The organism is Yersinia sp. Marseille-Q5920 (genome assembly GCF_946902935.1).
Classification (GTDB): domain Bacteria; phylum Pseudomonadota; class Gammaproteobacteria; order Enterobacterales; family Enterobacteriaceae; genus Yersinia; species Yersinia rochesterensis.
In genome coordinates, this window is sequence record NZ_CAMPQA010000006.1 from 232,351 (window position 1) to 246,202 (window position 13,852).

Here is a 13,852-nt window from a genome sequence, read left to right on the forward strand (position 1 = left end):
ATCATGGATATAAATATTGAGCAGAGAAAAAATAAAAACACGACTGCTAAGTTAATTATTTTTTTCGTATTATTGGCTATTATTTCTTGTCTTTATTATATTTATTGTTTATCTACCGCTCAGCGGTCTTTACTCATATCACGAGAGAATGCTGTTTTCCATACTATTGAAGCAGAAGTGTATCAAGATGTGCTGACAACCCGAGCTATCGCGGTACCTAAAGAAAGTATGATTGTATCAAGTGAACGAGGAGGAAAAGTCACTGAAGTCGCCAAACAGGCTTTCGATACTGTCGAGAAAGGCGATGTCATTATTCGTTTATCTAACTACGATTTTATGCTGGAAACGACATCCAGAATAGTAAATATTACCGAGCAAATAAGCAATCTACGCAATATGAAAATACAATTGGAACAAGATAATAGAGAGACAAAACTTAATTTACAAGAGGCTCAGCATCAAATAACGACTATGTCGAGAGATTTAGCCAGGCATCAAGTCCTCGACATGAAATCAATGATTGCAAAATCCGAACTGGAAAACCAAGTCGGTATGTTAAAAAACTGGCAAATAAAAAGTGAAATTTTAAAAGATCATGATAATAAAAATAAAGAATCATTCCCATTACAATTCAAGAGGATAGATGATTCTATATTATTACTGGAGAGAATGATGGATATCATCGAAAACGGGATGGAACAATTAGTTATAAAAGCTCCAATTGATGGGGTTTTATCTATCCTTGATGTAGAACTGGGTCAACAAATAAAACCCGGCGAAAAAATTGCAATTATCGACAACCTTAAATCATATTATTTTAATGTTTATTTCAGTGAATATTACCTCGATAAAATTAAGCCACAAAGCCAAATATTGGCAGTAATAAATGGTCAAGATACACCACTACTTATTGAATCAGTATCCACTATTGTTGAAAATGGTAAATTCAAAGCAAAACTAATCCCACTACATGACACTACCTCCCTACTTAAAAGAGGGCAATCTATTGAAATACAAATCCCACTACAAGAAAAAAACAGCTCTGCATTGATGGTACCAACTGATAGTATCATTTCCGATGATGATGGAAATAATTTCATCTATATATATCAGCCAGAAAATGATCTAGCTATTAAATCTAAAATAGAAATAGATCGTCGAAGCCCGATGAAAACAGAGATAATAGCAGGAATAAAGGTTGGGGAAATCATTGTCACCCCCCCAGAAACTAACAATAGTGAATACGATATTATTGAGTTCAAATAACATGCTAAATATACAAAATGCTGAAAAGTGTTATACCACCAAAACAATTAAAACCAAGGTTCTTAATCATCTTAGCTTCAGCGTTGAAAAAGGTGATTTCGTTTCTATTATGGGGCCATCAGGCTCAGGAAAATCCACATTACTTAATATCATCGGTCTGTTTGACTCTCTTGATAATGGTTCATTCACACTGGCGAAAAAAAACATTATTGATATGAGCTACTCACAAAAAATAATATTACGACGATTATTAATAGGTTATATATTTCAATCATTCAATCTCATTTCACACTTATCTATTTTTGACAACGTTGCCTTACCACTTAAATATCGGGGCATTGGTAAAAAGGAACGTACCGAACAAGTTAACCAAATTTTAAACCTGTTCGATATTGATAACCGGAAAAATCATAAACCAATGCAACTCTCAGGCGGTCAACAACAACGAGTCGCCATCGCCAGAGCGATGGTATCTAACCCTGCATTGCTCTTGGCTGATGAGCCTACTGGCAATTTAGACAGTAAAAATGCCCTTTCTGTATTACAGCAATTAAAATATATAAACCAAAAAGGTACAACTATTATTATGGTTACACATTCAGATGAAGCTTCTTCATATGGCAACAGAATAATAAACATGAGAGATGGAAAACTTACATGAACAAATAGGAATATGCTATGGATAATATAATTCCGGTAAAATTCATTGATTGCACTAAGATAAATAATATAGGTCTTAAAGAACTGGAAAAGCTCGATACATGTGAATACAGAACACTATCATCTTATCTTATTGGTAAAATACCAGCAAAAAAATTACTCGATAGTGATGAGCTAGATACATTCAACGAAGAGATAAAAAAAAGTATTTCAGTGAAAGCTATTAAAGCAAAAAAACTGGTTGTTGTGTTAAAGGCAACCCGTTTATGTAATCTTCGTTGTACCTACTGCCACTCATGGGCAGAAGGCCCCAATCAGACGGTGTTATTTCATACCCTCGTCCGGACAGTACGGCAGATCCTGGCCATTCCTAATGTAAATAGATTTGAGTTTGTCTGGCATGGCGGTGAAATCACACTACTAAAGCCAGCATTTTTTAAAAAACTTATTTGGTTGCAGCAACAATTCAAGCGGCCAGAGCAATATATAACCAACACCATGCAATCAAATGTCGTTAATATCTCAGATGAGTGGTTAATATTTATTAAAGGTATTGGCATGAACGTCGGAATTAGTCTTGATGGAGTACCAGCAGTAAATGATAAACGGCGGGTAGACTATCGAGGCAGAGAGACATCTGATCGCATAGCCAAAGGAATAAAAAAACTTCTCGAGTATAATATTCCATATGGTGCTCTTATTGTTGTTGACCGAGAAGTTTATAAAACTGACATGAAAGAGATGTTGGACTATTTTATCTCAATAGAATTAACCCACATTGAGTTTCTTAATATAGTTCCTGATAATAGACTCGTTAAAGGGCAGTATGTTGGCGAAGAATTTATCAGTTATGCTGAATTTATCCAGTTTCTATCAGAGCTGTTTACTATTTGGGTAAACGGTTATCAGGGAAAAATACATATTGCTGTTTTTGATGATTTTATTCGTGTATTGAAAGATGCTAAAAATAAACCTTCCGCATGTTATTGGTCTGGCAATTGCTCGCAAGAAATTATCACCTTAGAACCCAATGGTGACATCTCTCCCTGCGACAAATATGTGGGTGATAAAGGTAGCATCTATGGATCTTTGTTAAATACTGACCTGGCGGATCTTTTAGCTCATTCATCGCATAATCAACAAGTCATCAATGAGGAAAAAAATGCGACTGAAAAAATGCAACTTTGCGAGTGGTTTTCTATTTGTCATGGCGGCTGCCCCCATGACCGGGTTATTAACCGTCGACATACCGAAGGATATAATGATACATGTTGTGGAACAGGGAAATTACTGGCGACCATTCAACGTTATTTAGCCAATACTTACTGAAGCCATCTTATTGTGGCTTCAGTTGTACGCAACATTAGCCCTTTATAGTTCAACCTCCTGCCCTTTGCGGTGTAAACGTAATGAAACCAGGAAGGTGAGGAAACACATGGCTGAGACATACCAGAAGAAACTGTTTTCCATATCAAAAGATTTGAGAGATAACGCGACATATTCAGCGCTACCACCAAACATAGCATTGGCGACCGCATAGGATAAGCCAACCCCCAGTGCTCTGACCTCCGGTGGGAACATCTCGGCTTTCAGCAATCCACCAATAGCAGTATAGAAGCTGAGAATAATTAGTGCGGTGACAATCAGCATAAAGGCGATATAAGGGCTGGTGACACCTTTCAACGCATGGAGAATAGGCACTGTGAGTAGCATAGATAATAAACCGAAAGTCAGCATAGATGTACGCCGGCTAATACGGTCGGATAATGCACCAAATAAGGGTTGGATTATCATGAAAATAAACAATGCCGCTGTCATTACCAGACTGGCTGTTTTCACATCCATCCCAGCCGTATTGACTAAATATTTTTGCATATAAGTCGTATAAGTATAAAAAGACAGTGAACCGCCAGCAGTGAAACCTAATACCATAATAAAGGCTCGCCGATGCTTCCACAGCCCTTTCAAACTACCGGCATCTTTCTTGTTACGGGTCTTTTCATCTGAAGTTTCATTCAATGAACGGCGTAAATAAAGTGCAACCACGGCCAGCAATGCCCCAAGCACAAAAGGAATCCGCCAGCCCCAACTATGTAATACTTCAGATGATAGAGTTTGCTGTAACAAAACCAGCACTAATAATGCCAGTAATTGTCCGCCGATCAATGTGACATATTGGAAAGAAGCATAAAAACCTTTGCGCCCTTTCACTGCCACTTCACTCATATAGGTAGCACTGGTGCCGTATTCGCCACCGACTGATAGACCTTGGAATAAGCGAGCAATTAATAACAAAATAGGAGCGAGGCTACCAATAGAAGCATATGTTGGCAGGCAGGCAATCATTAACGAGCCAGCACACATCATGTAGACAGAAATAAGCATGGAGAGCTTACGACCATGTTTATCGGCAATATAACCAAATAACCAGCCACCAATAGGGCGCATCAAAAAACCTGCGGCAAAAACACCCGCAGTTTGCACTAACTGAGTGGTCGGATTATCGCTAGGGAAAAAAAGCGGTGCAAAGTAAAGGGCACAAAACGAATAAATATAAAAGTCGAACCATTCAACCAAATTACCCGAGGAAGCACCGACGATAGCTCGAATTCTCTGCCGGGTATCCGCTTTCTCTGTCAAACGTGCTGATTGTGATGCTGCGCTCGTCTCTAATGATGTTGTTTCAACCATATTGATCCATCTACCATATTGTTAAACTTCCATGCCAACATAAACTCAGAAATGAAAAACCGTAGAGACTGAGTTCTCATCTATATATTGCTAGATTGTTATATATTGGTAACAATATAGTTTCAATGAGCATTATGGAGTGGACGGCAGTTTAGGAAAAACCTCAAATTATCCTGTGAGGTCAAATGGATAAAAATGTCGATTCGACTTTAGGGAGAGTGTTTTTTTGTGAGCATGACCGCAAGATCAGTAATAGCCAAGACAGCAATAAGCCGCCAGTATTGGTGTAGCTCTGACGACTTATTGTTCACCCCTTTGGAACTAAAAAGCAGATCCGGGTTGTAACAGAAAAGCCTGCTCCTCGGCACTGGATACTCGCCCAAGAATATGATTGCGGTGTGGGTAGCGGCCGAAGCGATCAATAATGGCTTTATGGCGCAATTCATAATCGAGCTGAGTCTCATTACCTAGTTCGATATATAGCTTCAATGCTTGCTGATGGATTAATGCGGACTCAGAATGCATAAAAGGCAAATAGAGAAAACCACGTTGAGTATCAGACAGTTGGCTAGTTTGACCACTGCTGACCGCCTCCTGTGCCAACACTAACGCTATGCCATCACAGGAAAAAGAAGTCGGTAAATCACGGAATAAGTTTCGGCTAAACTGATCTAATATGAGTATTTCCGCCGGCGCCCCTCAATATTCTGCTGCCAATGCGCCAGCTCCCCCTTAGAAGCAGCCTGCCAAAAGGCACCGAAATGCTGACGTAAATAGGTATCAAAATCTTCGTCTTTTTTGAACCACAATGCCGGATCCATCTCACTAAACCAGAATCTAAGAATTTTTTGATAGTCCATATTACCCCCAGTTTGCCTGATGAAAGCAAATGCTAAGAAAAAGAGTCGTTCGGTAAAAGACAGTATCAGGCGGTAGCCTCTTTGCCGCCATCAATTCACCCGCATAACAATCTCTGCCATAATGGCCCTCTAAATTGATAGATTGCCCAGCACCCGCTAGTTTCTTGTAACGGTGCCCTCAGATCACGGAGTTCAGCATGGATCACTGTAATACCTCGGATTTAATCTCTCTGGAACAAGCACTGACTAAAATGCTGTCACAGGTCACGCCATTACAGGCCACCGAAACCATCGCGCTCACTGATGCTGCGGGACGTATCACAGCTAATGCAATTACATCACCGATTGCCGTGCCACCTTTCGCTAATTCAGCTATGGACGGTTATGCTGTGCGCTGTAATGAGCTTAGCAGCACCCTGCCATTACCAGTGGCAGGTAAAGCTTTCGCCGGCGCCCCCTTTAAAGATAAATGGCCAGCAAATAGCTGTATTCGGATCATGACCGGTGCCCCAATTCCCGAAGGTGCCGATGCTGTCGTCATGCAAGAACAAGCGATTGTGGGTGAACAAGGTATTACATTTAGCGGCAATATACGTGCTGGGCAAAATATCCGGCTGGCAGGTGAAGATATTCAGCAAGGGGCGGCTGTTTTTCCTGCCGGCGTTAAACTCGGTGCTGCACAGTTACCGCTATTGGCATCATTAGGGATTGCCGAACTTACCGTGTTCCGTACATTGAAAGTGGCTATTTTCTCTACCGGTGATGAATTGAAGCCAGTCGGTCAGCCCTTGGGAGAGGGGGAAATTTACGATACCAATCGCTTTGCGGTACGTTTAATGCTGCAGCAATTAGGTTGCCAAATCATTGATCTTGGCGTCATCCGTGATAACCAACAAGCATTACGAAATGCATTTGAACAAGCCAATGCATCTGCTGATTTTGTCATTAGTAGCGGTGGGGTTTCCGTCGGCGAAGCGGACTATACCAAACAAATGTTGGAAGAACTGGGTGATGTTGGTTTCTGGAAATTAGCGATAAAACCCGGTAAACCTTTTGCTTTCGGCAAATTAGAAAATGCCTGGTTCTGTGGCCTACCAGGTAACCCCGTCTCTGCGGCACTGACATTTTATCAATTGGTACAACCTCTCATTGCTAAACTCTCCGGTCACTCTGATTGGCAACCACCGTTACGTTTGAAAGCAAAAACAATAACAAAATTGAAAAAAACACCGGGCCGGCTAGATTTCCAACGTGGCGTTTTCTCAACTAATGCCCAAGGTGAGTTGGAAGTTCGCACGACGGGCCATCAAGGTTCACATGTATTTAGCTCATTTAGCCAAGCTAACTGTTTTATCGTCCTTGAGCGGGAACGTGGTTCAGTAAACGTTGGCGAATTTGTTGAAATAGAACTATTTAATGGATTATTGATTTAGTGAATTATTTTAACAAAAAATTACTAGGATACTGATATGTTGCCTGAACTTTCCGATGCACAAACTCTGCGTTATAACCGGCAAATCGTTTTGCGGGGTTTTGATTTTGACGGACAGGAAAAACTCAATGCAGCCAAAGTATTAATTGTTGGATTAGGCGGTCTCGGGTGTGCAGCAGCACAATATCTGGCAGTAGCCGGTGTAGGCCACCTGACATTACTGGATTTTGACACAGTTTCTCTGTCCAACTTGCAACGGCAAGTTCTGCATCGTGATGACCGTATCGGTGTGTCTAAGGTCGCCTCAGCAGCAATAACTTTAGCGGAGATGAATCCTGACCTGACACTTAAAACAATTGATATTCAGTTAGATGATGAACAGCTTGCTATTGCCATAGCTGAACATCAATTGGTGCTGGATTGTACCGATAATGTCGCCAGCCGTGAGCAACTTAATCGTCTATGCCATACCCAACGTAAGCCACTGATTTCTGGTGCGGCAATTCGCATGGAAGGGCAAGTGAGTGTCTTTACATATCAAGAGGATAAACCTTGCTATCGCTGTCTCAGCCGCTTGTTTGGTGATAACGCTCTGACCTGTGTTGAGGCCGGAGTAATGGCTCCATTGGTGGGTATTATTGGTAATTTGCAGGCGATGGAAACGATAAAACTACTGGCTGATTATGGTCAGGTGATTTCAGGCCGCATATTAATGTATGACGCCATGACGGCAGAGTTTCGCAGTTTAAAGCTGGTAAAAGATGCCAAATGTGAGGTTTGCGGTCAAAACTGATGAGATATGGGCATAAAAAAAGCTGATGCATTGCATCAGCTTTCTTATCAACACTCAATCAAATAATCAGGACTGAATACCTTGGCTACGCAGATAATCTTCGTAGTTACCGGTAAAGTCGATCAGCTTGCTTGGTGTCATTTCAATCACTCTGGTCGCCAATGAACTCACAAACTCACGGTCATGAGAAACGAAGATTAACGTGCCTTCGTACATTTCCAATGCCATGTTAAGAGCTTCAATCGATTCCATATCCAAATGGTTGGTTGGCTCATCCATTACCAGAATGTTAGGGCGCTGCATCATCAGCTTACCAAACAGCATCCGTCCTTTCTCACCACCAGACAAGACCTGTACTTTTTTCTTGATATCGTCCTGGCTAAACAGCAAACGGCCCAGCACACTGCGCACAGCCTGCTCGTCATCTTTTTCCTGTTTCCACTGGCTCATCCAGTCAAATACCGTCAGATCGATTTCAAAATCGCTGGCGTGATCCTGCGCATAGTAGCCGATCTTACTGTTTTCAGACCATTTTACGGTACCTGCATCCGGCTCATAATCCCCTACCAACGTTTTCAGCAAAGTAGATTTACCGATACCGTTCGGCCCGAGGATCGCCACTTTCTCACCCACTTCCAGCCGCAGATCCAGCTTTTTAAACAGTGGGCCGTTATCAAAACCTTTGGTTAGCAATTCAACTTCCAGTGCATTACGGAACAGCTTTTTATCCTGATCAAAGCGGATAAACGGGTTCTGGCGGCTGGAGGCTTTCACTTCATCAAGCTGAATTTTATCAATTTGACGAGCGCGTGAAGTTGCCTGTTTGGATTTCGAAGCGTTGGCACTAAAGCGGCTAACGAAAGATTGTAACTCAGAGATCTGGGCCTTTTTCTTGGCGTTATCAGAGAGCAGACGATCGCGAGCTTGAGTCGCCGCCGTCATGTATTCATCATAGTTACCCGGATAAACGCGCAGTTCGCCGTAATCTAAATCCGCCATGTGAGTACACACCATATTCAGGAAGTGGCGGTCATGGGAAATAATGATCATGGTGCTGTTACGTTCGTTTAGAATTTGTTCCAACCAACGGATAGTATCGATATCCAAGTTGTTGGTAGGTTCGTCGAGTAACAAAATTTCCGGATCGGAGAACAAGGCCTGCGCCAGCAATACACGCAATTTGAAGCCGGGAGCGATTTCGCTCATCAGACCATAATGTTGTTCAACCGGAATACCGACACCGAGCAACAATTCACCAGCACGGGCTTCTGCACTGTAACCATCCATTTCACCATAAGCCACTTCTAGATCAGCGACTTTATAGCCGTCTGCTTCGCTCATTTCGGCCATAGCGTAAATACGATCGCGCTCTTCTTTTACTTCCCACAGTTCGCCGTGACCCATAATAACGGTGTCGAGCACTGTGTTGTTTTCAAAGGCGAATTGGTCCTGACGTAACTTACCCAGGCGCTCATTCGGGTCAAGGAATACGTTACCACCGCTGGGTACTAAATCACCGCCAAGGATTTTCATGAAAGTGGATTTACCACAACCATTAGCACCGATTAGGCCATAGCGATTACCGCCACCGAATTTTACTGAGATGTTTTCAAACAGCGGCTTGCTGCCGAATTGCATGGTGATATTGTTAGTACTTAGCACAGAGCTCGCTCTCGATTGGATTACTGAATAGGGATATTCAAGAATTATAGAAAATGTGATTCGGCGCGCATTATGCCACAAGATGGCAAGAGTATCGCCTCCAGTTTGCATGAAATCTCAGCAAGAGTGGAAAAGCGGGTGAGATTAAGGCTAAAAGCTGGGGTACAGTTTAACCGCAGCGTTTTATATCAATGTGCCATTTGCTGAGTAAGCATATGAAATCTTATCGCTAACTCATCTTATCCTGAATTTGATAAATAAAAGAGGCTATATTGCACGACCAATACAATATAGCCCTCCGCCCTGACTCCCACATAACCTACTACCCTATAACCACTTCGGATTTCGGGTAAACGAGATGGTTAGCCAGCGATGCGGCCCAGATTCACCAATTGCGCGGGATATCTCATCGCGTATTTGGTCAAAATAAGATACACCGCTATTCTCCATTTCAGGTGGAATAACCACATGAATCTCAACAAATAAACCTCGACCAATGCGAGTAGCGTAATGTGAATAATCTATAAATTGATATTTCGCCATTAGCTTATCCATTATATTTTCCATGGAAGCATCCAGCGTATCCGGTGTCATTTGTAATACTTCACGGACGGCGGCAATGACGGTTTTTATCGGAACGGTTATCAATATCAGTGTTAACAGCGCCAATACACTAGGGTCAGTATAAACGATCAAATGCTCATAGCGGGTGCCTTCCATACTCCAGGAAAGCAAAAAGGCCACTAATAAAGCCGAGCTGATACACGCCGACATCAGCCAACTTTTGGTATCCAATGCGATTAACTCAGACTTAACGCGTTTATTTAAACGACGTTGCTTTAGGAAGATAGTAAAACAGAAAATGCTGACTACCAGAGCATACACAATCGCCCAACCTAGCTCTAATTCACGCCCGCCATCAATAATGCCTTTAATCGCGTTAACAAAAGCATACAAACAGAGGAAGGCCAGTAAACTACCATTAAAAGCCAAGACTAGCGGCTCTACATGCCAAAAACCATATTGAAAACGCCGGCTGTTCGGTTGACCCAACAATCGGGATACTAATAGAGATAAACTGCACATCCCTGCGTCTAAAGCAGAGAACATACCATCGAAAATAATCGACATAGACCCACAGACAATACCAAAAACAATCCCCATGATAGCAATGAATAAAGTACAAAAAATCGAACGTCGTAAAATCTGCTGTTCAAGTTTAGTATCGTGCAGCATCGGTGCTGCTTGTCCACTATATGTCGTCATGATTACAACCTATTTTATAATTATCTACTTTACAGTAACCTACTGTTTTATAATCATATATCACCACCCACCCAACTTGACGTGTAAATCTCGACAGAAACAATGAAAGTTAATCAGGCCAACAATAGTGTGTCATATTATTCCCTTTTTACCAGTAAATTACGTTGTCACGCCGGAACAGTAAGCGGGTTAATGTCTTGTTTTTACATATTTAAAATAAGATATTTTTTGTTATAAGGGAGGGATAGCGTTAATGAAAGAAAATGACTATTCATCAATATAGTATTTCTACATTAGGATATATAGCGACAAAACTTAATATTCTATTAGTACATGGAGGATGGAATTGCCTTCCAGCCATGCTGCCCATATTTCATGCCAGCAACAACTTATTGATGTCATTATAGATAAGGCAAACTTAGACAGATAATCTGCCGTTTCTTTTCAAGAAATACAGCTATTACAGACGAAAAAAATCCGCTCGAAAGCGGATTTTCTCAATACAGAATTCACCGTTAGAGATGAATGCTGATTATCCTAAGCCGTTGCTTAGAAAGTGTAACCTACGCCAGCAACCCAAGTGCCGACGTCAACGCTACGAATGCGGCTTTGCTCGTAAGAAACGTCAAAGGCAACATTTTGCATTGGGTTGAACTGCAGGCCTGCACCATAAGTGAAGCCGTAATCGCTGGTGCTGTTTTTGTCGCTAGGAGACGTTGGGTAGTTCTGGCTGAAACGGCCATAACCCACACCTACCAAGCCATAAACACTAGCCCAATCGTTGATACGGTAAGCTGGGCCACCAGTGATCGCGTTGTATTGTGCTTTATTGTATACAGATGCGCTGTCGCCGAAGCTGCTTTTTTCAGTGTGAGTGAAAGAGGTAATGTAACCCAGTTGGGAATCGCTCCACTCGTAACGGTACTTCAGGTTGAAGCCTGAAGATTTGTTAGCAACACCTTGGTAATCGCTCTGGGCATAACCACCAGAAACGGTGCTTTGACCTGCAAAGGCTGACCCTGCGGTCACTGCTAATACACAAGCTGCTACAGCTGAAAGACATGCAATTTTATTCATAACCACCTCGAAAAACGCAAATTATTAGATGAAACTTGAAAACGATGAAATTATAACAAAAAATAGTATGAAACTCTGCCCATGAATTATTGTCTAATTATTTATTTGGTGTAACAAAGAGTTTCAAGTATATTCTATCTTACTAATACGTTTACGAATTTTGGGTATTCTACGCCATTTTGTGACACTCATCACCAAAACCTATTCCAGACTAATCTTAATTATTCAGTTCAATAAAACACCAAGAAAAGTATTAAAAATAAGCAGCATTAGAAAATATTTTTTTATTTCCGCTTTTTCTTCGCCATTTTTATGTCAATTGGTAATTTTTAAACACTTAACAGACATTTCATTTACACTGGCAAGGATTGATATCTACTATTTTTCTTTGAGGTTCAAAAGGATGTCCTTGTCTCCTTCTTCCAAAAATTCACTCCCGTTACTCCCGATTCTCTTGCTCGTGATCGCCATGATCTCAATACAAAGTGGCGCATCGTTGGCGAAGAGTCTGTTCCCGCTGGTCGGCGCACAGGGGATAACCTCATTGCGACTGGGTATCGGCACGCTGATTCTGTTTGTTATTTTTAAACCCTGGCGGATGCGGTTTGAAGCCGGTAGTCGGTTGCCCTTATTGATTTATGGAATTGCCTTGGGTGGCATGAATTTCCTTTTTTACCTGTCATTGAAAACAGTGCCATTAGGTATTGCCGTCGCGTTGGAATTCACCGGCCCACTGGCAGTCGCTATGCTCTCTTCACGCCGCCCGGTCGATTTTATCTGGGTCGGGTTGGCGATTTTGGGCCTATGGTTCCTGTTACCGCTGGGAAACAGCATCGGAACCATTGATCTATTTGGAGCGGCCTGTGCTCTGGGCGCAGGTGTCTGCTGGGCGCTTTATATTGTTTCGGGGCAAAAAGCCGGTGGTGATCATGGGCCGGGTACCGTAGCGATTGGCTCTCTGATTGCCGCGATAATTTTCTGTCCAATTGGTGTAGCTTATAGCGGTATGGCACTGTTCAGCCCGGCAATTCTGCCAGTGGCATTGGCTGTAGCTATTCTGTCAACGGCATTACCTTACTCACTTGAAATGGTCGCACTAACCCGCTTGCCCACCCGCACATTCGGCACATTGATGAGTTTAGAGCCAGCATTAGCAGCGATTTCAGGGCTGGTATTCTTAAATGAACATCTGACACTGATTCAATGGCTGGCACTGGCATCTATTATCAGCGCCTCCATCGGCGCTACCCTGACCATCAAACCTAAACCGCAGATTGACGAAATTGCTTGAACAGGAGCCACAGATGAAAATCAGAATTGCAACAACAGCCGATTTTGCTGAAATTTGGCCACTTTTTCAGGCGGTAATCCGTAGCGGCGACACCTATGTGTTCACCCCAGACACCCCCGAACAAGATGCTTATGATTACTGGTTTGGTATCGGAGTGCGGTGCTGGGTGGCGCTGCATGAGGGACGAGTTGTCGGTATGTATAAATTAATCGATAACCAGCGCGGCCTGGGTAATCATGTTGCGAATGCGTCTTTTATGGTCGATGGAAATGCACGCGGTCTGGGCATTGGCAAAGCACTTGGAATCCATTGTATTGAACAGGCAACAGCCCTCGGTTATCGCGCCATACAATTCAACTTTGTGGTCAGCACCAATACCCTCGCGGTTGCTCTGTGGCAAAAGCTAGGTTTTGAAATTCTCGCCACACTGCCAGGCGCGTTTAACCACAGCCAATTGGGTTATGTGGATGCCTATGTTATGCATCGAGCACTGGTTCCTCATCAGAGCTGACGCTCAGTTCCCCCAGAGAAACTTTATCGAGTACGCCAGCCCAGTCATTCCGCGAGCTGGCGTTTTTTATTGATTATTTCTCATTTTTTGCATCCAAAACACCTAGCTGATTCGTATAGGTAGAGGTGAGGCACGACTTCACCTCAATCCACCCACGCTCTAAATAATTCGAGTTGCGGGAAGGCGGCAAGAGAGAGAACTCCGATAAAATTACATAAGTAATTGATTCGGGTGATAAATCGGTCTGGAGCAGATTTGAACGCTGCTTGCAGCGGCCTCACCAAGGTGAGGCCCATGGACAGGCCGAGTAACGAACGCCGCCAACGCAGATGCAGCTTGAAGT

The 13,852-nt window shown here is 42.5% G+C and carries 11 protein-coding genes and 1 pseudogene; 7 read left to right on the plus strand and 5 right to left on the minus strand.

Going from position 1 to position 13,852, the window contains the following annotated elements:
- Positions 1-3 precede the first annotated feature (3 nt).
- Genes darC through darE form a run of 3 tightly spaced genes read left to right on the plus strand, consistent with a single transcriptional unit; the run spans position 4 to position 3,255 of the window.
- Positions 4-1,266, plus strand: coding sequence for a darobactin export ABC transporter periplasmic adaptor subunit (gene darC / locus OVO64_RS11140; RefSeq protein WP_098081209.1), 1,263 nt, complete (start codon positions 4-6; stop codon positions 1,264-1,266).
- A gap of 1 nt (position 1,267) precedes the next feature.
- Entirely contained in the window at positions 1,268-1,927 is a 660-nt protein-coding gene (gene darD / locus OVO64_RS11145; RefSeq protein ID WP_004388717.1) for a darobactin export ABC transporter ATP-binding protein, read from the plus strand.
- 17 nt (positions 1,928-1,944) lie between these two features.
- Positions 1,945-3,255 carry a darobactin maturation radical SAM/SPASM protein DarE gene (gene darE, locus OVO64_RS11150; protein WP_267248770.1) on the plus strand — a complete coding sequence of 437 codons (1,311 nt, stop codon included), beginning with the start codon at positions 1,945-1,947 and terminating at the stop codon, positions 3,253-3,255.
- 42 nt (positions 3,256-3,297) lie between these two features.
- On the opposite strand, the gene OVO64_RS11155 is transcribed toward darE, so the two are convergent.
- On the minus strand, positions 3,298-4,617 hold the full coding sequence (locus tag OVO64_RS11155) for an MFS family transporter (RefSeq protein WP_038634396.1): 1,320 nt from the start codon (positions 4,615-4,617) through the stop codon (positions 3,298-3,300).
- A gap of 321 nt (positions 4,618-4,938) precedes the next feature.
- Positions 4,939-5,477, minus strand: a pseudogene (locus OVO64_RS11160) (DUF924 family protein).
- Positions 5,478-5,674: 197 nt separating this feature from the next.
- On the opposite strand from OVO64_RS11160, the gene moeA reads away from it, so the two are divergent.
- A complete protein-coding gene (moeA, locus tag OVO64_RS11165; RefSeq protein ID WP_145509967.1) occupies positions 5,675-6,910 on the plus strand; it encodes a molybdopterin molybdotransferase MoeA in 1,236 nt (411 codons plus the stop codon).
- Between the two features lie 36 nt (positions 6,911-6,946).
- Positions 6,947-7,702, plus strand: coding sequence for a molybdopterin-synthase adenylyltransferase MoeB (gene moeB, locus OVO64_RS11170; RefSeq protein ID WP_186368479.1), 756 nt, complete (start codon positions 6,947-6,949; stop codon positions 7,700-7,702).
- Between the two features lie 66 nt (positions 7,703-7,768).
- Here the strand turns inward: moeB and OVO64_RS11175 are convergent, their stop codons facing one another.
- From OVO64_RS11175 to ompX, 3 genes are all read right to left on the minus strand, one after another.
- Positions 7,769-9,364 carry an ABC-F family ATPase gene (locus tag OVO64_RS11175; protein ID WP_071841807.1) on the minus strand — a complete coding sequence of 532 codons (1,596 nt, stop codon included), beginning with the start codon at positions 9,362-9,364 and terminating at the stop codon, positions 7,769-7,771.
- A gap of 327 nt (positions 9,365-9,691) precedes the next feature.
- Complete coding sequence (locus OVO64_RS11180) at positions 9,692-10,630, minus strand: cation diffusion facilitator family transporter (protein ID WP_038634409.1); 939 nt, start codon at positions 10,628-10,630, stop codon at positions 9,692-9,694.
- Between the two features lie 549 nt (positions 10,631-11,179).
- Positions 11,180-11,707: an outer membrane protein OmpX gene (gene ompX / locus OVO64_RS11185; RefSeq protein ID WP_004388702.1), complete on the minus strand. Its 528-nt coding sequence runs from the start codon at positions 11,705-11,707 to the stop codon at positions 11,180-11,182.
- A gap of 403 nt (positions 11,708-12,110) precedes the next feature.
- Here ompX and rhtA point away from each other — a divergent pair, with 403 nt between their 5' ends.
- Positions 12,111-12,998: a threonine/homoserine exporter RhtA gene (gene rhtA / locus OVO64_RS11190; protein WP_145510245.1), complete on the plus strand. Its 888-nt coding sequence runs from the start codon at positions 12,111-12,113 to the stop codon at positions 12,996-12,998.
- A gap of 13 nt (positions 12,999-13,011) precedes the next feature.
- A complete protein-coding gene (locus OVO64_RS11195) occupies positions 13,012-13,509 on the plus strand; it encodes a GNAT family N-acetyltransferase (protein ID WP_038634417.1) in 498 nt (165 codons plus the stop codon).
- The last annotated feature ends 343 nt before the right edge of the window (positions 13,510-13,852 follow it).

Excerpts from the sequence above, each read along its gene's own strand:
- darC (WP_098081209.1), top strand. The coding sequence starts at position 4 with ATGGATATAAATATTGAGCAGAGAAAAAATAAAAACACGACTGCTAAG.
- darD (WP_004388717.1), top strand. The coding sequence starts at position 1,268 with ATGCTAAATATACAAAATGCTGAAAAGTGTTATACCACCAAAACAATT.
- darE (WP_267248770.1), top strand. The coding sequence starts at position 1,945 with ATGGATAATATAATTCCGGTAAAATTCATTGATTGCACTAAGATAAAT.
- OVO64_RS11155 (WP_038634396.1), bottom strand. The coding sequence starts at position 4,617 with ATGGTTGAAACAACATCATTAGAGACGAGCGCAGCATCACAATCAGCA.
- moeA (WP_145509967.1), top strand. The coding sequence starts at position 5,675 with ATGGATCACTGTAATACCTCGGATTTAATCTCTCTGGAACAAGCACTG.
- moeB (WP_186368479.1), top strand. The coding sequence starts at position 6,947 with ATGTTGCCTGAACTTTCCGATGCACAAACTCTGCGTTATAACCGGCAA.
- OVO64_RS11180 (WP_038634409.1), bottom strand. The coding sequence starts at position 10,630 with ATGACGACATATAGTGGACAAGCAGCACCGATGCTGCACGATACTAAA.
- ompX (WP_004388702.1), bottom strand. The coding sequence starts at position 11,707 with ATGAATAAAATTGCATGTCTTTCAGCTGTAGCAGCTTGTGTATTAGCA.
- rhtA (WP_145510245.1), top strand. The coding sequence starts at position 12,111 with ATGTCCTTGTCTCCTTCTTCCAAAAATTCACTCCCGTTACTCCCGATT.
- OVO64_RS11195 (WP_038634417.1), top strand. The coding sequence starts at position 13,012 with ATGAAAATCAGAATTGCAACAACAGCCGATTTTGCTGAAATTTGGCCA.